Annotated in this window: 21 protein-coding genes; 10 read left to right on the forward strand and 11 right to left on the reverse strand. The window is 45.3% G+C overall.

What is annotated here, in order from left to right:
- Positions 1-112: 112 nt before the first annotated feature.
- The 10 genes from CFK45_RS01820 to rfbB all read left to right on the forward strand — a co-directional run bounded on the left by CFK45_RS01820 (position 113) and on the right by rfbB (position 8,334).
- Positions 113-997, forward strand: a complete 885-nt coding sequence (locus CFK45_RS01820) for a LysR family transcriptional regulator (RefSeq protein ID WP_096084681.1) — start codon at positions 113-115, stop codon at positions 995-997.
- 125 nt (positions 998-1,122) lie between these two features.
- On the forward strand, positions 1,123-2,442 hold the full coding sequence (locus CFK45_RS01825) for a type II toxin-antitoxin system HipA family toxin (RefSeq protein ID WP_096084682.1): 1,320 nt from the start codon (positions 1,123-1,125) through the stop codon (positions 2,440-2,442).
- Positions 2,443-2,449: 7 nt separating this feature from the next.
- Complete coding sequence (locus CFK45_RS01830) at positions 2,450-2,773, forward strand: helix-turn-helix transcriptional regulator (RefSeq protein WP_096084683.1); 324 nt, start codon at positions 2,450-2,452, stop codon at positions 2,771-2,773.
- 190 nt (positions 2,774-2,963) lie between these two features.
- The gene (locus tag CFK45_RS18785; RefSeq protein WP_275655667.1) at positions 2,964-3,092 is read left to right on the forward strand and encodes a hypothetical protein; all 129 of its coding nucleotides are present in this window, start codon (positions 2,964-2,966) and stop codon (positions 3,090-3,092) included.
- Between the two features lie 235 nt (positions 3,093-3,327).
- A complete protein-coding gene (locus CFK45_RS01840) occupies positions 3,328-3,576 on the forward strand; it encodes a type II toxin-antitoxin system Phd/YefM family antitoxin (RefSeq protein ID WP_096084685.1) in 249 nt (82 codons plus the stop codon).
- A gap of 220 nt (positions 3,577-3,796) precedes the next feature.
- On the forward strand, positions 3,797-4,312 hold the full coding sequence (locus CFK45_RS01845; protein WP_096084686.1) for a hypothetical protein: 516 nt from the start codon (positions 3,797-3,799) through the stop codon (positions 4,310-4,312).
- Positions 4,313-4,853: 541 nt separating this feature from the next.
- Positions 4,854-5,735 carry a glucose-1-phosphate thymidylyltransferase RfbA gene (gene rfbA / locus CFK45_RS01850; RefSeq protein WP_096084687.1) on the forward strand — a complete coding sequence of 294 codons (882 nt, stop codon included), beginning with the start codon at positions 4,854-4,856 and terminating at the stop codon, positions 5,733-5,735.
- A 20-nt stretch (positions 5,736-5,755) separates the two neighbouring features.
- Positions 5,756-6,304, forward strand: a complete 549-nt coding sequence (gene rfbC, locus CFK45_RS01855) for a dTDP-4-dehydrorhamnose 3,5-epimerase (RefSeq protein ID WP_096084688.1) — start codon at positions 5,756-5,758, stop codon at positions 6,302-6,304.
- A gap of 31 nt (positions 6,305-6,335) precedes the next feature.
- A complete protein-coding gene (gene rfbD, locus CFK45_RS01860) occupies positions 6,336-7,241 on the forward strand; it encodes a dTDP-4-dehydrorhamnose reductase (protein WP_096084689.1) in 906 nt (301 codons plus the stop codon).
- Positions 7,234-8,334, forward strand: a complete 1,101-nt coding sequence (gene rfbB / locus CFK45_RS01865; RefSeq protein WP_096084690.1) for a dTDP-glucose 4,6-dehydratase — start codon at positions 7,234-7,236, stop codon at positions 8,332-8,334. Before rfbD ends, rfbB begins: the two co-directional genes overlap by 8 nt.
- A 43-nt stretch (positions 8,335-8,377) precedes the next feature.
- On the opposite strand, the gene CFK45_RS01870 is transcribed toward rfbB, so the two are convergent.
- From CFK45_RS01870 to glf, 11 genes are read right to left on the reverse strand one after another with little or no spacing between them, the layout of a single operon-like run.
- Complete coding sequence (locus CFK45_RS01870; RefSeq protein WP_096084691.1) at positions 8,378-9,364, reverse strand: NAD-dependent epimerase/dehydratase family protein; 987 nt, start codon at positions 9,362-9,364, stop codon at positions 8,378-8,380.
- Positions 9,358-10,545 carry a DegT/DnrJ/EryC1/StrS family aminotransferase gene (locus tag CFK45_RS01875; RefSeq protein ID WP_096084692.1) on the reverse strand — a complete coding sequence of 396 codons (1,188 nt, stop codon included), beginning with the start codon at positions 10,543-10,545 and terminating at the stop codon, positions 9,358-9,360. Before CFK45_RS01875 ends, CFK45_RS01870 begins: the two co-directional genes overlap by 7 nt.
- A complete protein-coding gene (locus tag CFK45_RS01880; protein WP_096084693.1) occupies positions 10,542-11,459 on the reverse strand; it encodes a GDP-L-fucose synthase family protein in 918 nt (305 codons plus the stop codon). Before CFK45_RS01880 ends, CFK45_RS01875 begins: the two co-directional genes overlap by 4 nt.
- Positions 11,460-11,461: 2 nt before the next feature.
- On the reverse strand, positions 11,462-12,580 hold the full coding sequence (gene gmd / locus CFK45_RS01885) for a GDP-mannose 4,6-dehydratase (protein ID WP_096084694.1): 1,119 nt from the start codon (positions 12,578-12,580) through the stop codon (positions 11,462-11,464).
- An 8-nt stretch (positions 12,581-12,588) separates the two neighbouring features.
- Positions 12,589-13,518: a hypothetical protein gene (locus CFK45_RS01890; RefSeq protein WP_143247448.1), complete on the reverse strand. Its 930-nt coding sequence runs from the start codon at positions 13,516-13,518 to the stop codon at positions 12,589-12,591.
- Between the two features lie 49 nt (positions 13,519-13,567).
- A complete protein-coding gene (locus CFK45_RS01895; RefSeq protein WP_096084696.1) occupies positions 13,568-14,380 on the reverse strand; it encodes a glycosyltransferase in 813 nt (270 codons plus the stop codon).
- A 2-nt stretch (positions 14,381-14,382) separates the two neighbouring features.
- Entirely contained in the window at positions 14,383-15,162 is a 780-nt protein-coding gene (locus CFK45_RS01900) for an alpha-1,2-fucosyltransferase (protein WP_096084697.1), read from the reverse strand.
- Position 15,163: 1 nt separating this feature from the next.
- Positions 15,164-16,042: a glycosyltransferase family protein gene (locus CFK45_RS01905; RefSeq protein ID WP_096084698.1), complete on the reverse strand. Its 879-nt coding sequence runs from the start codon at positions 16,040-16,042 to the stop codon at positions 15,164-15,166.
- The gene (locus CFK45_RS01910; protein WP_096084699.1) at positions 16,017-16,973 is read right to left on the reverse strand and encodes a hypothetical protein; all 957 of its coding nucleotides are present in this window, start codon (positions 16,971-16,973) and stop codon (positions 16,017-16,019) included. The genes CFK45_RS01905 and CFK45_RS01910 overlap by 26 nt, the downstream gene beginning before the upstream one ends.
- Entirely contained in the window at positions 16,970-18,229 is a 1,260-nt protein-coding gene (locus CFK45_RS01915) for an oligosaccharide flippase family protein (protein ID WP_096084700.1), read from the reverse strand. Before CFK45_RS01915 ends, CFK45_RS01910 begins: the two co-directional genes overlap by 4 nt.
- Positions 18,230-19,390, reverse strand: coding sequence for a UDP-galactopyranose mutase (gene glf / locus CFK45_RS01920; protein WP_096084897.1), 1,161 nt, complete (start codon positions 19,388-19,390; stop codon positions 18,230-18,232).
- Positions 19,391-19,400 lie beyond the last annotated feature (10 nt).

Below are 19,400 nucleotides of genomic sequence, written 5' to 3' on the forward strand. Positions count from 1 at the left end.
TGGCTGTGCATTATACGCACAAAAGCAGCATTCAGAAATCCGATTAAAGCGATGCATAATATCGATTATACTGACGCATAATCAGCACAAACAAAACACACGCAGCTAAATAATGAAATACACCCTGCGCCAACTCGAAATCTTCCTTGCCGTCGCCCGCCACCAGAGCATTAGCCTCGCGGCAAAAGATCTAAATATGTCGCAGTCTGCGGCCAGCACAGCCTTGCAGGAATTTGAGAAACGCTATGAGCTGCAACTATTTGAACGCAGCGCCAAGCGCGTGCGCCTGAACCAGCAAGGCAGTAAGCTGCGCGCCAAGGCCGAACGGCTGCTAAATGAAGCCCAGGATTTTGAAAACGAGCTGCTCAATTACGAGCAGCAAGAACAACTGCGTGTCGGCGCCAGCCTAACCATTGGCAACTACCTGGCGTTTAACTACTTAGCGCGCTTTAACCAACTCTACCCCGAAGTAAAGGTCGATATCCGTGTCGGCAGCTCGCCGGAGATCATCAGTAAAGTTTTGAACTTTGAAGTCGACATAGGCCTAATTGAAGCCGAGGTTCACCACAAAGATCTAACGCTCAGCCCCTGGCGCCCCGACAATATGCTTGTTTTTTGCGCGGCCGATCACCCAATGGCGCATTGCACAGAACTAACAGACAAAGACTTGCTCAAAGCCGAGTGGATTTTGCGCGAACCCGGCTCGGCGCACAGGCAAACCTTCGATAAAAGCATGAGCGACCTGCTCGCCAAGCTCAATATCCGCGCCGAACTGACCCACAACGAAGCCATAAAAAACGCCGTTAAAGCTGGCCTTGGCCTTGGCTGCCTCTCTGAAATTGCCGTCGCCGATGAAATAAAACTCGGCAGCCTCAAAGCCCTGCCACTAAAAAAACGCCCAATGCGGCGCCACTTTAATATCGTCAAACAGCGCCACAGTGCGACAAGTAAAGCGGCTGAGCGCTGGTTGGAGTTGTGTTTGAATAAAGTTGGCTGAATAAGAAAAACCGGCGGGAACTACTGCGTTTAGAAAAATTTCGCCATCAAAATAGGCCTTTTATGAGTAGCATAGCACCCATAAAAGACGTTGACAGCACATTTATGCCCCCATAAAGTACCCATATGAATCGTTTATGTGTACAAATCTTTCTGGGCAAGCAGTGGCATGACGCCGCTGAAATTTCTTTTGATAAACCCGAAGCCGGTCACCAGGGGGCAACAAAGCTTGATTATTTAGCCCCCTTTGTTATCGATCATATGCATGCCCCAAACAGCGCCGGCGCCGTGTTGAGCTGTCGCTACCCGGTGGACTTCACAAGCCATACCGAAGCGCAGTGGCCTGCGTTTTTGCTTGATTTGCTACCGGGGGGCGAAGGCCGCAGGCGCTGGGCAAAACGCCTGAATATTAGTACCGGCCTAAGTGGCGAGTTTGAATTATTAAAACACGCCAGCGCCAACCCGGTAGGTAACCTGCGTATTAAAGAAGCGGCTGCGTATCAATCAAAAATCTCTTCTACATTACCGGATTCAGGCGGAGAGCTTCAGCCAATAAATGAGCACCCGGGTTTTAGCAAAGCTGAAATCATCAACAAACAAGAAGGTTTTATAGAATACGCATATCAACGTGGCGCAGCCGTTAGCGGAGCGACAGATGTGCAAGGCGAAGCCCCCAAATTTCTCTTGGTTCGCGACACTCAAGACCGCTGGCACGCCGAAGGCGCAATCAGCGACAGTAAAATAAGAGACCACTGGATTGTAAAATTCCCTCGCGGTAAAAAACCGGCCGACACTAAAGTGTTAAAAAATGAAGCGCCCTATCTTGAAGTGGCAAGGCAATTCCAACTAAAAGTTGCAAAGCCACTGGAGCTACACGAGCAAGCGCTGTTTATTCCACGTTTTGATCGCTTACAAAAAGACGGGCGGACAGTGAGGCTGGCCGTCGAATCGCTCTACTCTGTCGCAGGCATCGCCCATTTTGGGCAAGCCGCCAGCCACGAACAATTGTGCCAAGCATTGATGGCACATACGGCCCCAGACAAGCATTACGCCACGGCTCTGGAATATATAAAGCGCGACATACTCAATACAGTTATGGGCAACACCGATAACCACGGCAGAAATACAGCTATTCTGCGCAATCGCACAGGCGATTGCGAACTAAGCCCCCTCTTTGACTTCGCCCCCATGTACCTAGACCCCGAAGGTATTGCCCGTGTAACCCGATGGGACAAAGACAAAGAACACGCTGGCCGCCCAAACTGGAAAGCCGTTGTCAATTTTTTTGAACCCTGGGCAAATACACAGCAACTTGAGCGGGATCTAAATCCACTCACAGAAGCTCTGCAACAGCTCGATAAAACCATGCACGCACTTGGCATAGACCAAGACATCATCACTCGTTGCAGCAAAGCCAGCCAAACAGCCCTACAAACGCTAAGGTAACGCTGACATGCCTAAAGCTAAAATCGAAAAACTCGACCCCGAACGCTTTAACAGCCAAAAACGACAGTTACTTAATAAAATTCCAAGCGGTGAACTCAGCATCGGCCAAGCCACCAAACAGATGCGCCTATTATTAGGCATGACACAAGAAGAGTACGGCAAGCGCATCGTCGGACTTTCAAGAAAGGTAGTTAGCGCCATCGAAAACGACAAACACAACCCAGAACTAGAAACCCTGCTAAAAATTGCTAAACCGTTTGGGCTGAATATTGGCTTTGTAAAATGCGAGACAAAGCCCGAACCCCAAAGATCTAGCAAGCGGATAAAATAGCATTAGGCGGCGCTAGCAGCAGCGGCAGCCTAACGCTTACCAACAACGTAACAACTGGCTATAATCAGTCATGCAAATGTAGGCAATCCACAGCGGGCAGCTTATCAGGGAGTTTACACAGGGCCGGGCCGCAGAGCAGGAAGGCACCAGCATCAACCAATTTGTAACACTTACAGTGGCAGAAAAAATAATGGCTCTGGAAACCAGCTCATTCTTTGAAAAACGCTCGCAAAGTGCAAACCTAGACGACTTCAGGGAAATACTCACCCGCAAAGGGGGAAGCCCCCCTCTCGACGAAGACCAATTGGATGCCAACTAATCATTAAGATTAACCACCTAAGCCCCAGCTCTGCCTAGCCATACCCTAAACACTCGCTACGCTCGCGGGGCAAACTTTTGCAGCGACCTCCGACCCGCAATCTAGATACCGGATCAAGTCCGGCATGACGGGTATGGATGTGACTACCCCTCGCATACCATCATCGCCCCACCAACTTACCTCACAGATGCAAAAATGATTAAAATAATCAAAATGATCACTTTTGGAGGGCTCCATGGAGACTTATAGAGCATCTGATGCAAAGCGTGAATTTGGCGAACTGCTGTTAAAGTCACAATCAGGGCCAGTAAGCGTTACACGTAATGGAAAGCCAGTCGCCGTTGTACTGTCTGAAACAGAGTATCAATCTTTGAAGCTAAACGCTCTTCGTGCAGCCTTAACCGAAGGCGAGCAGAGTGGTTTTGAACAAGGCTTATCTGCTGATGGAGTCAAAGCCATAGCGAGACAGAGACTGCAAAAATAGTGCGACACATAAAGAAGTCAAAGCTTGCAGATGTAGACCTGATCGATATTTGGCAATACTCCTTCGAACAATGGGGGGGCTGAAAGTGCCGACAGCTACATTGACGATATTTTTTCTGCCCTCGAATCCATCTCGAACAATCCCGATTTAGGTACAAGTGTGACCTACGTGCGAAAGGGCTATCGAAAATTGCTGTTGGCGCCCACGCTATTTTTTACTTTTGCCAGGAAGGCGAGATCAGGAAACACTCAACCAGCACGGCCTGAACAAAAACTACCTGCAACAACTTAGCGAACGCGTTGGCGCACTGCGTGAAGCCGAAGCACAGTGGGCCGAGCAACAACAAAACGCCTACGACATGCGCGACAACCTGCTACGCAACTTCCGCTACGCGTTCAGAAAACACCAAGACCTACTCGGCCGCGTAAGCCACATCGCCGACGGCAACAGCCACGCCGACATGATTCAAGACCTAAGCACGCTCGCCGCACTGGGCCGCCAACACAGCGAAGCCCTGCAAGCCATCAACTTCGACCTGGCACGCCTGGACCAAGCTGCCACCACCGCCGACAAAATCGCCACCTTGCTGGCAAAAGCCAACGGAGACAAACTCGGCGGCAGCAGCGGTCGCGAACTGCACGACAAAGCCTACACCTACCTAAAAGAAATCGTCGACGAAGTACGCGCCTGCGGCAAATACGCCCTATACAAGCAACCCACAAGGCTGATTGGCTAGACCAGCAAATACGCTTGTAAAAGCAACAACAACCGCAACCAAGTGCCAGAGCAAGAAAGCACAAACGCCCACGCAAGCTGATAGAAAGGGCTCATATCCTAATGGGAACGGCTCCTTCCTTGATGGGAAGAGTTCATCCTCTGATGGGAAGGGCTCATCCCCTGACGGGGACAGCCCCTCCCCGTTATACCCAATGCACTCGCTTCGCTCGCGGGGCAAACCTTCCTCGGGCAGGACCCGAATCCAACTGAAAATTCCATACCAACAAAACATCCCTCATGTCATCCGTGGTAAAATTGATTCACTCGTGGCTGCGACTGGCCATCAGCCGACTGTTGATATTTATAAAGGGGTCGAAAGCTTTGTTAACTGGTATAAAAGCTTTTACACCAACTAATGATAGACTCGCTCATAGAAGGGCTGAGCTACCCTGCAAACTGAAGTTGCTTTGTTTAACAGCTTTAACTGACTCAACTTCATACGGGAATAGCTTCGCCATATTATCGTGACGCAGAAAAACAGCACAACAAGTAACAACAATATGAATCGCAAAGGCATAATCCTTGCGGGAGGTAGCGGCACGCGTCTCTACCCCCTCACCCAAGTTGTAAGCAAGCAGCTAATGCCTGTTTACGACAAGCCGATGATCTACTATCCCTTGGCAACATTAATGCAGGCGGGAATAAGAGAAATTTTGATCATCAGTACTCCGATTGAGCTTCCCCGCTTTGAGGCACTGCTTGGTGATGGCGCCAAGTGGGGCTTAGAAATACGCTATGCAGAACAACCCAAGCCCGAAGGCCTTGCGCAAGCCTTTATTATCGGAGAACAGTTTCTCAATGGTGAGTCTGCAGCTCTGGTATTAGGTGACAACTTATTTTACGGCCATGATCTGGCGACCACCCTGCAAAATGCCTGCGCACAAGAACGTGGCGCGACTGTTTTTGGTTACCACGTAGCCAACCCTCAGGCTTACGGTGTTGTTGAGTTTGACGCAAACGGTAAAGCTCTATCAATTGAAGAAAAACCAACTCACCCCAAAAGTAATTACGCAGTACCCGGTATTTATTTCTTTGACAATACAGTCTGTAAAGTGGCTGCAAACGTTGAACCCTCTCCTAGAGGTGAGCTTGAAATTACCGATGTAATTGACCACTACCTCAAATCAGGAAATCTCCAGGTTGAAATCATGGGTAGAGGCACGGCCTGGCTTGATACCGGAACCCACGACCACCTACTAGAAGCAGCGCAGTTTATTAGCACGATTGAAAAACGACAGGGCTTAAAAGTAAACTGCCCTGAAGAAGTAGCCTACCGCTCAGGCTTTATCAGTGCCGACCAACTGCGCTCCCTCGCTAAACCACTGCAAAAAAGTGGTTACGGAAACTACCTGCTTGGTCTACTTGACCGTGATGTGTACTAATTCAACAGATATAAATAAGAATGAAATTCATACAAACAAAAATCCCTGAGGTCGTCATTCTCGAACCTCAAGTATTTGGAGATGATCGCGGTTTTTTCATGGAAACCTTCCGTGCCAGTGAGTTCAATGAAAAATGCGCACCGCGCGAATTTGTGCAAGAAAACCATAGCTCCAGCGCACAAGGAATACTTCGGGGCCTCCACTACCAAATTCAAAACCCTCAGGGAAAGCTCGTACGAGTGGTAAAAGGATCTGTCTACGACGTAGCCGTCGATATACGCAAAAGCTCTGCAACGTTTGGCCAATGGGTGGGGGTAGAACTAAGCGCAGCAAACAAACGTCAACTGTGGGTTCCCGAAGGCTTTGCTCATGGCTTTTACGTCACCAGTGAAAGTGCTGAATTTGTCTATAAATGTACGAACTACTATGCACCGGAGTATGAACGCTCTTTGCTTTGGAATGATTCAAGGCTGAGTATTGACTGGCCACTCGTTGATAATCAGGCACCAACACTCTCAGAAAAAGACGCTCAAGCACCAGGTTTCGAGCAAGCAGATAAGTTTAAATAGGCCCGGTTCGGGACATCTTTCAGGACAAATAATGAAAGTATTAATCACCGGCGCTGGCGGACAGCTAGCATGGGAACTCAAGCGTAGCGCAGGCGCCTCTACCACCCTACTGTATGCAAGTGCTGACGACTTAGATATTACCGACGCGGGCGCTGTAGAAAACTATCTGGGCACACACAAACCCGACGTTATTATTAACGCCGCAGCCTACACCGCAGTCGATAAAGCTGAAGAAGAACAAGAGCTAGCGTACGCGGTAAATGAAACAGGCGTTGCCAACTTAGCTAAATACGCAGGTAGCAACTGCTACCTTCTGCAGATAAGTACTGACTTTGTTTTTGACGGTACTCACACTACGCCACTTGATGAAAACGCGACGCCTCGCCCACTCAGCGTATATGGTGCCAGTAAACTAGCGGGAGAAAAAGCGCTAGAACGGTATGCGACAGGCCCATGGGCAATTATTCGCACAGCCTGGGTCTACTCCGCTCACGGAAACAACTTTGTAAAAAGCATGCTGCGCTTTATGAATGAGCGCGATGAGCTAAATATCGTCGTTGACCAAGTAGGCACACCTACCTGGGCAAAGGGCCTCGCCGAATTATGCTGGCACGCAATCGATGAAAAGATCGAGGGCCTATACAATTGGAGCGACGCCGGCGTAGCCAGTTGGTACGACTTCGCTGAAGCCATCCAGTCTGAAGGTCTGAACTTAGGCCTACTGCAGAAAAAAGCCAAGCTTAATGCCATTCCTAGCTCGGGCTACCCAACCCCAGCAGAACGCCCAGCATTCAGTGTTCTCAGCAAAGACAAAGTACTCAAAGCAATCTCTCAGATCGAGAACACACACTGGAACGAACAACTTAAAGCTATGCTGCAAGAACTAAAGGCCTTGCAGCAGAATCAAAACGAAGAGAAGAATCTAGACCATGCCTAAGTCACTACTCGTAACCGGCGGCGCCGGATTTATTGGCGCCAACTTTGTTCACTACTGGTTAGGCCAATACCCTGAAGACAAAGTTGTTGTTCTGGATGCACTGACCTATGCGGGTAATATCGCGAATCTAGACCCAGTAAAAGACAATAGGAACTTCTCTTTTGTCCACGGCAACATCTGCGATCAAGACCTAGCGGAAAAGCTACTCCGCGAGCACGATGCAGACACCATTGTTCACTTCGCAGCAGAAAGCCACGTAGACCGCTCAATTACCGGCCCAGATGCCTTTATTGAAACCAATATCATCGGTACACACAGCTTGCTAAAAGCAGCCAAAAAACTGTGGATAGATGAAGGCCTAAAACCCGAGCACCGCTTCCACCACGTAAGCACAGATGAAGTTTACGGTACGCTTGAAGCAGACGACCCGGCCTTTAACGAAAGTACACCTTACGCACCAAACTCTCCGTATTCAGCAAGTAAAGCCGCTAGTGACCACTTGGTTCGCGCATACTTACACACCTACGGCTTACAGGTGAGTACCTCCAACTGCTCCAACAACTACGGCCCTTACCACTTCCCGGAAAAGCTGATACCACTAGTCATCACCAATATTCTGTTCAACAAAGCCCTTCCTATTTATGGTGACGGAAAACAGATTCGTGACTGGTTATATGTTGAAGATCACGCAAGAGGAATTGAGCTGGTTATCAACAAAGGCATAGTTGGCGAGTGCTACAACATTGGTGGTATTAACGAGTGGACCAATATCGACATCGTTCAGCTGGTTTGTAAGCTTATGAACGACACATTTGCTGAAGACAGTGAGTTAGCCAAGCGTTTCCCAGAAGCCCAAGCAGCCATATCTGGTGATGCTGCATCGCTTATCACCTACGTAAAAGATCGCCCTGGCCATGACCGTCGCTATGCTATTGATCCAACTAAGGCTGAAGGCGAGCTAGGTTATGTACCTGCAGAAAGTTTTGAAACAGGTATTAAGAAGACTTTACAGTGGTATCTGGATAATGAAGAGTGGTGGAGCAAGGTGATGGATGGTTCTTATCAGGATTGGGTTGAGTCTCAATACGGCTAAAATATACTGAGTCAGAGTAAATTTTACTCTGACTCAGTATATTTTATTCCGAATAAAAAACGGGCTCAGTAGAATTATCTTCTAAAAACTCAAACTGAAGAGTTTTATCTAAGGCATCTTCTAGTTTTACAGGCGGGACAAAACCCGTCTCTTCAACCGCAGTAGAATACATAGAATCTGCACAGAATTTTTTTACACGAATAGAGCTAATAGCAAACTTTTTCCGGGTAAAAAAAGCCAAAAGGTCAAACGCATAACCAACACACAAGCCAAAAACCTTTGGCAAGCGCATACCAATTAAAGCTTCACCCCGCAGCTTGGCATTACAGTTACTAACAAGGGTGTTCATATCAAAATCCGGCTTATCGATATAATTATAAGTATGAATACCCGGAGAAAACCGTAGAGAATGCTCAATAAATGCAGCGACATTTTCAACATACGCCATCGACTTTCGATTATTCCCTTTACCGATCATGCAAAACTTCCCTGAAGCGATTTGCTTTAGAAGGTTATATACATTCCCCCTGTTACGCTCACCGAAAACGACAGTAGGACGAATAATAGTCAAGGTTCGACTATCGGGATCTTCCTGCTGCCAGGAACGAAATATTTTTTCAGCCTCCCACTTTGTACTGCCGTAGTCGTTAAAAGGGTTAATTTCGCCATCCTCACCGGTGCCAAGCGGAGCAAAACCATATACTGCCACTGAGCTAGTGAAAACAATTGAGTTTACGTTATTCGCACGAGCAGCTTCGCAAATGTTTTTTGCACCATCTACATTTACTTCGCGATAAAGACTTTTTGGGCTCACATCATCTCTATGCTCAGCTGCAAGATTTACAATTCTAGAGCAACCCTTCATAGCTTTTGAAAGAGCTGACAAGTCTCTAACATCAACATTTTCAGAAAGATCAGGAAAAACCGGCGACGAGGCTTTATCAAGTATATTAAAGTCCTCTTTGGAATCCCGAAGCCTTTTACATAATCTAGACCCTATAAATCCAGCTCCACCAACGACGGCTAACATTTCGCCCCCCTATCCTTCAAAAACGCTTTAATAAACTCAGCGATTTGAAATAACTCATCACTAACATCATGGTGATGATTACCAATGAAAAAGCCACACCTATCAACTTCATCGGCATTCACCAAGCTACCGTGAATGGTAGAGTCAAAATAATCAACAACTGAGTTGTTAGCGAAATTTCCAGCAACAATCGGCCTACAATCAACACCTCGATCTACAAGAGAAGAAATCAGCCCCTCCCTTAGATCAGGATATTTTTCAAGCACTATTGAAAACCCAAACCAAGAGCTACTACCAACTTCCTTCTGAACTCTGACTCCTTCAATATCCGAAAACGCCATCTTAAAAGCAGCAGCGTTTTTTCTTCTTCCATCAATTAATTTGTCAAGCTTCTTAAGCTGTTCCAACCCTAAAGCGCCGGACATTTCTAAAGGACGAAGATTATACCCAGGCAATACAAACCTAAATGATTCGTCAAAATCATTGTCACTTTTATCACAAACCCTATTATCAAAAGGAAGGTGGCGTGTCCAACCATGCGAACGCAATGAAAGCATAATATGGTATAGCTCTTCGTCATCTGTAACAACCATTCCCCCTTCCATCGTGGATATATGATGACTAAAAAAGCTACTAAAAGTACCTAAAACACCAAACGTCCCAGCTTGTTTCCCATCAAGCGAGGCACCTAGAGACTCACAGTTATCCTCAATTAACAAAATACTCTTTTGATGAGCAAGATGCTTTACTCTTGTATAATCGACCGGGTTACCCAATAAGTTTACTGACATGATCGCTTTTGTATCGTCAGTGATCGCTTGTTCCAATGCATCTAAACATATGTTTAGTGTGTTTGGGTCAACATCAACAAATTTTATTTTTAGCCCATATTGATAGAGCGGGCTATACGTTGTTGACCAAGAAACTGCTGGTACGATAACCTCATCACCAGGATGAAGTGCCATGCCTTGCTTACGATATCTCAATGCTGCAATTGCGAGCAAATTTGCAGAAGAGCCAGAGTTCACCATTACACAGAACTTTGAGCCAACATACTTGGCAAACGCCTCTTCAAACGCCTTAACCTTAGGACCCATGCTAAACATGCCCGACTCAACAACGTCTTGAATTGCTTGGTATTCGCACTCATCCCAAGTTGCTGTCGCAAGTGGAAGCCTCATATTTGCTCCTCCAAAAAGTGTTTATATGTTAACTGAATACCGTCCACCAGACTGGTTTTAGGCGACCAGCCAAGTTCTTTTTGCTTTGAAACATCTACAAGTTTTTGAGACATACCTGAAGGCTTTGTCAAATCATGTACAAACCGGCCGTTGAACCCAATAATCTTTGCAATAGTCTCGTAATACTCAACAATACTATGATCAATGCCAACCCCTGCATTAATAAATGAAGGTATGTGATCATAGTTCCTTATTGCATAGAGTATAAAGTCTGCTAAATCCTCTGCGAACATGAATTCTCTTCGAGCCTTGCCGTCCCCCCAAATTTCAACATCATGAGATCCAGAAACTGACGCTTCGTGAATTTTACGGATTACAGCTGGAACCATATGAGAGTTATTTGGAGAAAACTTATCCCACAGACCATACAAGTTACACGGAACAATTGTCTTGTACTCCACCCCGTATTGTCGATAAAGATATTCACACATTCGACCCACGGAAAGCTTTGCTAAAGCGTACCCTTCATTTGTAGGTTCCAGGTCGCCAGAAAGAACGCAATCCTCCCTAAGAGGATTCGTTGCGTTTTTGGGATACATACAAGAACTACCGAGGTTTATAAGCTTATCCACTCCATTTTGCCAAGCTGCATAAACTACGTTTATACCCATCTGCAAATTATCATAAAAAAAATCAAACGGAGATTGAATATTCGCTTGAATGCCGCCAACTTTTCCAGCCGCATGAATGACAACATCCGGTCTAAACTGTTGTATAGAGTCATGGATAGCTTGAGCATCCAATAAATTTAGCTCAGAACTGGACGGAGAACAGATCTCGAAATCATGCTGCTTAGCAAGAGAAATTACATTTCTCCCCACCATACCGCGACCACCGGTCACAAAAACTTTCAACGCTAACCCTCCACGCTTACCGAAATATCGTGACCGTGAGACTTGAGCAGTGCGTGCTGCTTTGCCTTCTGCAAATCAGCCTCAACCATCTCTCGACACATTTCTTCCACTGTAATTTCTGGAACCCAACCGAGCTTTTGTTTAGCATTAGTGGGGTCACCCAGAAGAGTTTCTACCTCTGCTGGCCGGAAATACCGAGGATCAACCCTTACTAGCGTATCGCCAACATTTAGGAAGCGAGCGACATCTCCTGAAATAGATGCAACCCTACCCACCTCATCAATACCCTCTCCAGAAAACTCAATTTCAATACCTAAAGCTTTTGCAGACATTGCAACAAATTCACGAACTGATATCTGTTTACCCGTAGCAATTACAAAATCTTCGGGCTTATCTTGCTGAAGCATTAGCCACTGCATTCGAACATAGTCTTTGGCATGCCCCCAGTCTCTTAAAGCATTCATATTCCCCAAATACAAACATTTCTCAAGGCCTTGAGAGATGTTTGCTAGAGCTCTGGTAATTTTTCGCGTGACAAAAGTTTCCCCTCTACGAGGCGATTCGTGATTAAACAAAATGCCATTGCACGCATAGATACCATAAGACTCACGATAATTCACGGTAATCCAGTACGCATATAGTTTTGCAACTGCATAGGGCGACCTTGGATAAAAAGGAGTAGTCTCTTTTTGAGGCACCTCTTGAACCAAGCCATATAACTCAGATGTAGAAGCTTGGTAAAAACGAGTTTTCTTTTCCAAGCCACTAAATCGAATCGCTTCCAAAAGCCTTAAAGTCCCAACCGCATCACAATCAGCGGTGTATTCTGGTGACTCGAACGAAACCGCCACATGCGACTGAGCCCCCAAGTTGTAGACTTCATCGGGCTCAATCTCCTGGAGCAACCTAACTAGGTTAGAAGTATCGGTCAGATCTCCATAATGCAGCTTAAATTTACTGCCCTCTATATGAGGATCCTGAAAAATATGATCTATGCGATCAGTATTAAACGAAGAAGCACGACGTTTAATACCGTGAACTTCATACCCCTTTTCTAACAAAAATTCCGCAAGATAGGATCCGTCTTGACCTGTAACACCTGTTATTAAAGCCTTCTTCATATACCCTCCTAAAAAAAACGCCAGATATTGCCACTAATCGTGGCAACCTGGTAAAGCCCTACTAAAATAGAAACTGCCATGGCGTAGGAAAAAAGCTGCACAACCATAACACTACGTCCTATTTGTTTTTGATAACCAATATTAGTAGCATACAAAAACATATACACTACGGTAACATGAAACAACAACTCAGCTACTCGCCCTAAATATACTGGAGACATCCCCATCCGAACGAGGAAAAACAGCGCAAAAAAAAGCCCGCCACAAACCTGTATTTCAGGAGCAGAGAGCCTCAACCTAAATAGCCCCCATATGATGGGTAACGCCAGAATCACATAGATCAATATGTTTTTTGGTATTTGGTGACCTTCAAAGACTACTAAATAACGGGGAAACACGATTGGCACCACCATCACTATTAGAGCTAGTCCCCCAACAAGACTTATTACCCTAAGAGACTTCGGAACAACCCTATATAAAGCCAAGGGCCAAACAAGGTTATGAGTCAGCATCGCCAACACAGCCCAAGAAGGCCTTTTTGAAACCAAAAACAGTAAATAGAAACTAAATGCGACCGACAACCTCGCCTGATTAAGATCAAAAGCCCAAGTAAATGCGAACAAAAGACAAACTGCTGCATAAGGCCGGAAGATCAGAAACAATACAAAACATCGAACGAACGCAGCGAATACATAAAGTAACTTCGTTTGCTCTAATGGAGAGAGCCCAGGGAAAGCTAAATCTAAAAAAAACAGCAGAAGTGTATTACCGGAAAAGGCCCAATAAAGTTTTGCGCCAACGCCTTCCACCTCCCGGAAGACACTAATAACCTCAACAATTGGCTGAAAATCTAAACTAACCCCTTCCACGACTACAGCAATCAGCAATGCCCACATCAGGGAGAGCAGAAACACCGCCATCACATATAGTACGCTCACTTCTCCAACAAGCCAATCGCACCCCCACCTAAGGCTAATCTTAAAGGGGCTAGCCACGCAAAAAGGCTCGATATACTATACCAAGAAGTCTCTTAGGTATGAGCCGGACAAAAAACCTCAACATTAAAGCAACAAGTGCCTCAAACAAAGAAAGAGCACCACTCTTATAAAATGCCATATATGCCCGAACTTCGGCCCCAAAATATGACCAGCCGGATCGACGAGCCAACATTCCATTACCTACTCGAGCATATACCAAAACATCGCTAAGATTTCCAACTTTGTATCCTGCCGCAATTACACGCGTCCAAAGCTCATAATCTTCAAACCCAGGAAAATCCCTATAGCCTCCCACGGAAAGGATCACACTCTTTCGAAGCAGTACAGTCATATGATTAAAAGGATTTCTTGTTTTCAAAAACCCACATATCGCTTTGTATGTAGTTGGTGTAGACCTAACCCTAGCTAAATCTCCGGGAACAGTATCAAATTCTTCTATTGCCCCCCCCAAAACAGCCAAGTCTGGATCATCGACCATATTGCCAACCTGTTTATAAAACCGATCTCCCACGCAAATATCATCAGTATCCATCCGAGCAACTAGTTCATAGCTACAACGTTCCATTCCAATATTGAGAGCTCTTCCGAGGCCCACATTAACACTCAAGGGAAAACGAGCAATTGGTAGCGCATCACTAAACTCGGAAATAGTTTGGCTAAGCTCACTTGAAATTGGCCCATCTTCAACAATTACAACTTCGCTGGGCAACAGGGTCTGATGAGATAGACTACTAAGCGCCTCTCTGAGGTACTCTGGGCTCTCTTTTTCATAAACAGACATTAAAACGGAAAATTTTTCCACTACTATTCAGCCCGCTCATACCTAACCAAAACAGGATGAAAGTCCTTGTAAACCGGATCCTCATATGTTCGAGCTTTAAACCAAGGTGAGGGATATACAGTTCTTCCATTCCGTGAATGGGTATTCCTTAAAATTCTTGCCGCGAGAGAAAAACTACTATTTGCACAAATACAGTTTTGCGATGCATATAAAAGACTGAAATCTTCCCACATCCCCCTAGGCGCAACCTCAAAACCAATACCATCGAAATGCCCCTGAAGATCTTCAAGCACATTCGAAACTGCATCCAGGTCGTTAGTAACAACAACCACTCGAGAAATATCAACCCCGCTCTCGAGCAACTCTTCAAGAGCGTTTCGATAATATTCCTCATCAAGACTCACATAAGTAGCTAGAGACTTATTATTAAGATAGTCCCCACCCCGAACATGCATTACTACTGGCTCTTCAGACACATCGACCAAATGTTTCTTGATAGAGTTTGCCACCCACAAAGGGAAAACAGATGGCACCTCCCCGTATTGCCAATAACCGTCTTTTAGAAAACTTCCATCTAGGTCTTTTTGGGATCTAGCCATTACACTAAGTATCTTCCTAAGCCCCCCACCTAAAAGATGGCAAGCAAGTGAAGAAAAGGCTTTTTCTTTTAGAGCTCCAACAAAAGGGGGGGCCAAATTAGAAGAGTATATATTCACTCGCAGGCCATCCAGCTCATCAACCGATTTAAACTGGGATAACTGAATACACTGATTTCCAAAGCCACCCCTCAAATTTAATATCACTTTACACCGCCATATAAATACGTCGAAAAAAATAATCCAAACCAATAAGAGCTTTAACAAAAACCTTTGAGAATAATCTTCCTTCTAGCATTTCATCCACACAGGACAAATGGGAAGTCAGCCTATAACGAAGCATTTTGGGGCTCCCCTTACCAGCCTTGTGCCCGGTCGTAGCCCCCACTTCATGAAGAACACTAACATGCTCATCAAGGTAACCCGACTTTACGCGAGCTCGATGCGCAAACAACAATTCCTCAAAATATAAAAAATTATTTTGCGGAATACCTCCAGATTGCTGCAGCACTTGCGTTTTCACAAACACACAAGCTCCAGAGGGAACAAAGATACTTTGAGTGTCCGCGTCTTCACTTGGGTATACACGAAGGACCGCTAGTGCAGATATGCATCCTCGAAGAAAAGTATAAGACAACAATAACGGTACAGGCGCGGCATGTCGCAACCCTTGAACTGACCGAGCACCTCTAGAGTCTATCACTCTTGGCTGAAAATAGGCCGCCTCACTACGTTCAAAACGGGCTAAAGCTTCCTTCATCGACTCAGGCTCAGCGATGCAAACATCAGGATTTACCAACCCAATAGAATGAAACTGAAAGCCGAGATCAAGAGCAAACTCCACCCCCAGATTACACCCCCCACCAAAGCCAACATTTGATTTTGAATAGACAACATACACACCAAGATTATTCGCCTCTAGAGACTCTAAAGCCCGCCGTTCAATGGCGCAGCAAGAGTTGTCAACCACGACAACTTTTCCAAGCAAGACCAACTTAGGCAGATTTTTTTCTAAAAGTCTTGATGAGAAATAATTTACAACAACAATAACAACTTTATCGTCATCTTTCTTTAAAGACTCGCCCAAACTCTGCCACCTCCCTCTCAAACAAAGACTGCTGCCCACGAATTAGATCTTGATACCCTTTAAACTTTTCGATCTTCTGATCAAATTCATCTACACACTCATATATTTTTTTCAATACAAGCTGGGAAAACTCGGGACAATCTTGATCAAACTTAAACTCATCTCGGATAGGGACATCTTGTGAAAAGCCAGCACTTCCTTTTTTCCCTGTAATTACGCAGCACCCAGACATACAAGCTTCCCTAGGGATTCGATCTTTACCAGGATGACCGCCAAAATCGACGTAGACCATAACCTCCCTTAAAAGCTGATGAACTCCATCGGGTGATAACCCAACAATAGGAACCCACTCAAGATCAGGACGCGACTCCTCAATTAGACGCATAGTGTACTCCCGCCCCTTAGCCGGATTGTAAGCGACAGCTTTCCGCTTTGTGACTGCACTACCCGGCTCAAAGAACTTTGAATTGAGATAATCAGATAGCATCATTACATTCTTAAACCCTATCTCTTTAAGATGGCTACGAGCATATTCCGACTGCGCTAGATGCCAAAAAGCCCCCATCTGATTTACTGAAAAAGATCGATACCCATCAATAAAACTACGAACCCTAGCTTTTATTAGGCTGCGTGACTTATAGTAATTATCAACGCTTAACCACCAAACACAGCACGTAGCCTTTTTAAACTTCCTCAACACCCCAGTTTCAGTCTCACAAGCAACAATCACAGACTCCGATGAGTCATCAGCGCGCTCTGCAGTATTTATATCGTACTCTCTATAAACCTCTGGTACTTCCCACGCTCGACCAACTGGGTAGTACACAAGACAAGCATCCAGACCAACCTTTTTTGCTGCAGCTGCAAGCTGATGCATTGCCTCCGGGCCACCTGTAACAGCCCCCCCGCGACATAAAAAAAAGTACTTCATTTAACCCCCCTCTTAAACCCAAACACCCGACTCAGAGCTCTAAACCGGTGCTCTAGCATAATAGCCATAACGACAACGACACTTAATTCTGCCAACAAATATGACCACGCGACCCCATTTACTCCCAAAAGTGGCGCTAATACAACGACAGACAGACCAAAAGAAATAGTAGATACAAGAACTGAAAAGCCAAAAGCTCTTGTCATACCCAAGTTAGTTAGCATATGCACGCCAAGTACGCTTGAAAGCCCCACCATCATAGGTATAGGAGATAGTATTAATAGCACTGAGTAAATATCAAGCGCGTCTTGCCCCACAACGAGGTTCATTACCCTCTCACCCACCAAAAAAACGCCTGAAATCACAGCCCCGCCGAAGACTAAAGCTATGACAAGTGGCATTCGCATATACCTAATAAATGCATCTATTTTACTATTTGAGGATACTTGGCTAGTCACCGGATAAAAGGCTTGTGATACTACTCCCACCCCACCTAAAACAGCCTTGATTAGACGGTCTGCAACCCCATATATTCCTGCAGCGCTGCTACCGGCCAACCCGGATACAATCACTACGGATGAGTTTGTATAAACAACTGAGCAAAAGTTCGAAATAAAAATTGGCCACCCCTCTTTCAGCTCAAAAAGTACATCTCGAAAATGGACTTGCCGAGTAAATCCCGACAGCTGCGTCGCCAGTAACCCCAGACCTACCACACCAACAACCAGATAAGGGAAAGATAAAAAAAACACAAAGATCAATATTGAATCATCACTGTCAAGGAAAAACACCAAAACAAGCAATGAAAAAACACGAACAATTACCGACAAAGCTGTAACACCAATTAGCCGCTCCAACCCTAAAAAATACCAATATGGATATAAGCTCTGACCAATCACAGCAACAAAGCACAGCAACAGCATGTAAGTCAACTCGGGCAGAAAAAGCACATAACCTAAGCAAATAATTGATGACAGCACTAAAAATAGTAGCTTGATAGAGTATATCGTTACTACCTTCTTTTGCAGCTGAGCTCGATCTCTGTTTTTCGCCACATAATTTGTAGCAGTAATATTAAAACCAAAATCTACAGCCACCATGAAATACTGCATTAATGCTTGGCACAAAACCAGCTTACCAAACTGATCGACTCCATATCGATCAACCACAAGCTTCATCGCAACCAAAGGTAACACCAAGTTAAAAAACTGCTGCAAGAATAGTAAGGCAGCGGACTTCGATACTCGAGCAAGCATCTATGCTAAAGGGTCCACGAAAAAGGAAGGAGGCCTGCGACCTTCAAGCCAGCATGCTATGGACTGATTCGCAACATTCATCGCTTCAGAGATAGTTACATCCATATCTAGATACCTATAAGTACCTAAACGGCCGACAAATGTGACACCCACTTCCTTACTTGCTCGTTCAACGTACTTTTTGAGCAACTCTTTCTCTTCTACCAACCTAATAGGGTAATACGGTGTATCGCCACGAGCTGAGGCCCGACTGTATTCGGTATACACAACGTGTTTTTTGGCTTCTTCCCAAGGTGAGAAATAGTCATGCTGCGCGCGGCGAGTAAATGGGACTGACGCATCACCATAGTTCATTACCGCACACCCTTGAAAATCAAAATCATAGACCTCCCTTTTAAATTCTAAAGTTCTATAACCTAGATCTCCGTACTCAAACCCGAACCATGCATCAATGGCACCAGAATAAAAAACATGTTTATACTTTTTTCGATCTTCACGAGAAAAATCACGTCCCAAAACAACATTAATATTTTCATGCCCTAGGAGTTTTTCAAAAATTGACGTATATCCATCCTCTGGCATACCTTGGAACCGATGACTAAAATAATTGTCATCGTAATTAAATCTAACCGGGAGTCGTTTCAAAATCGAAGCAGGTAGTTCTCGGGGAGAAACACCCCACTGCTTTTCTGTATATCCCTTAAAAAATGCCTCATACAGCTCCTTCCCGACAAACTTCAGAGCTTGATCTTCAAACGTAACAGGATCGGCAATTGATTGATCCCCCATATTAGAAACAAACTCCCGCGCCTCTCCAGGAGAAAGCACCTTATTGAAAAACTGATTGATAGTATGGAGATTAATCGGCAAGGAATACACACTCCCATTAACCGTAGACTTTACGCGATTGGTGTAACTACGAAACTTCACCAAACTCGTAACAAACCGCCAAACATCTTCGTTATCAGTGTGAAAAATATGGGGGCCGTAAACATGCTCAACAACACCCGAATCTTCATATCTCTTGGTAAAGCAGTTCCCACCAATATGATCACGAGAATCTAACACATCAACATAGAAGCCTTCTTTAGCGAGCAAATTGGCAATAACAGCACCTGAAAAACCCGCACCCACGACCGCAATTTTATCTTTATTTTTCACATTAAGTCCC

The organism is Agaribacterium haliotis, assembly GCF_002312815.1.
Taxonomy (GTDB): Bacteria; Pseudomonadota; Gammaproteobacteria; order Pseudomonadales; family Cellvibrionaceae; genus Agaribacterium; species Agaribacterium haliotis.

What these genes read in the sequence shown, in the direction of transcription:
- CFK45_RS01830 (WP_096084683.1), top strand. Translation starts at nt 2,450, where the DNA reads ATGCCTAAAGCTAAAATCGAAAAACTCGACCCCGAACGCTTTAACAGC.
- rfbD (WP_096084689.1), top strand. Translation starts at nt 6,336, where the DNA reads ATGAAAGTATTAATCACCGGCGCTGGCGGACAGCTAGCATGGGAACTC.
- CFK45_RS01840 (WP_096084685.1), top strand. Translation starts at nt 3,328, where the DNA reads ATGGAGACTTATAGAGCATCTGATGCAAAGCGTGAATTTGGCGAACTG.
- gmd (WP_096084694.1), bottom strand. Translation starts at nt 12,580, where the DNA reads ATGAAGAAGGCTTTAATAACAGGTGTTACAGGTCAAGACGGATCCTAT.
- CFK45_RS01820 (WP_096084681.1), top strand. Translation starts at nt 113, where the DNA reads ATGAAATACACCCTGCGCCAACTCGAAATCTTCCTTGCCGTCGCCCGC.
- rfbC (WP_096084688.1), top strand. Translation starts at nt 5,756, where the DNA reads ATGAAATTCATACAAACAAAAATCCCTGAGGTCGTCATTCTCGAACCT.
- CFK45_RS18785 (WP_275655667.1), top strand. Translation starts at nt 2,964, where the DNA reads ATGGCTCTGGAAACCAGCTCATTCTTTGAAAAACGCTCGCAAAGTGCA.
- CFK45_RS01870 (WP_096084691.1), bottom strand. Translation starts at nt 9,364, where the DNA reads ATGTTAGCCGTCGTTGGTGGAGCTGGATTTATAGGGTCTAGATTATGT.
- CFK45_RS01875 (WP_096084692.1), bottom strand. Translation starts at nt 10,545, where the DNA reads ATGAGGCTTCCACTTGCGACAGCAACTTGGGATGAGTGCGAATACCAA.
- rfbA (WP_096084687.1), top strand. Translation starts at nt 4,854, where the DNA reads ATGAATCGCAAAGGCATAATCCTTGCGGGAGGTAGCGGCACGCGTCTC.
- rfbB (WP_096084690.1), top strand. Translation starts at nt 7,234, where the DNA reads ATGCCTAAGTCACTACTCGTAACCGGCGGCGCCGGATTTATTGGCGCC.
- CFK45_RS01915 (WP_096084700.1), bottom strand. Translation starts at nt 18,229, where the DNA reads ATGCTTGCTCGAGTATCGAAGTCCGCTGCCTTACTATTCTTGCAGCAG.
- CFK45_RS01825 (WP_096084682.1), top strand. Translation starts at nt 1,123, where the DNA reads ATGAATCGTTTATGTGTACAAATCTTTCTGGGCAAGCAGTGGCATGAC.
- CFK45_RS01910 (WP_096084699.1), bottom strand. Translation starts at nt 16,973, where the DNA reads ATGAAGTACTTTTTTTTATGTCGCGGGGGGGCTGTTACAGGTGGCCCG.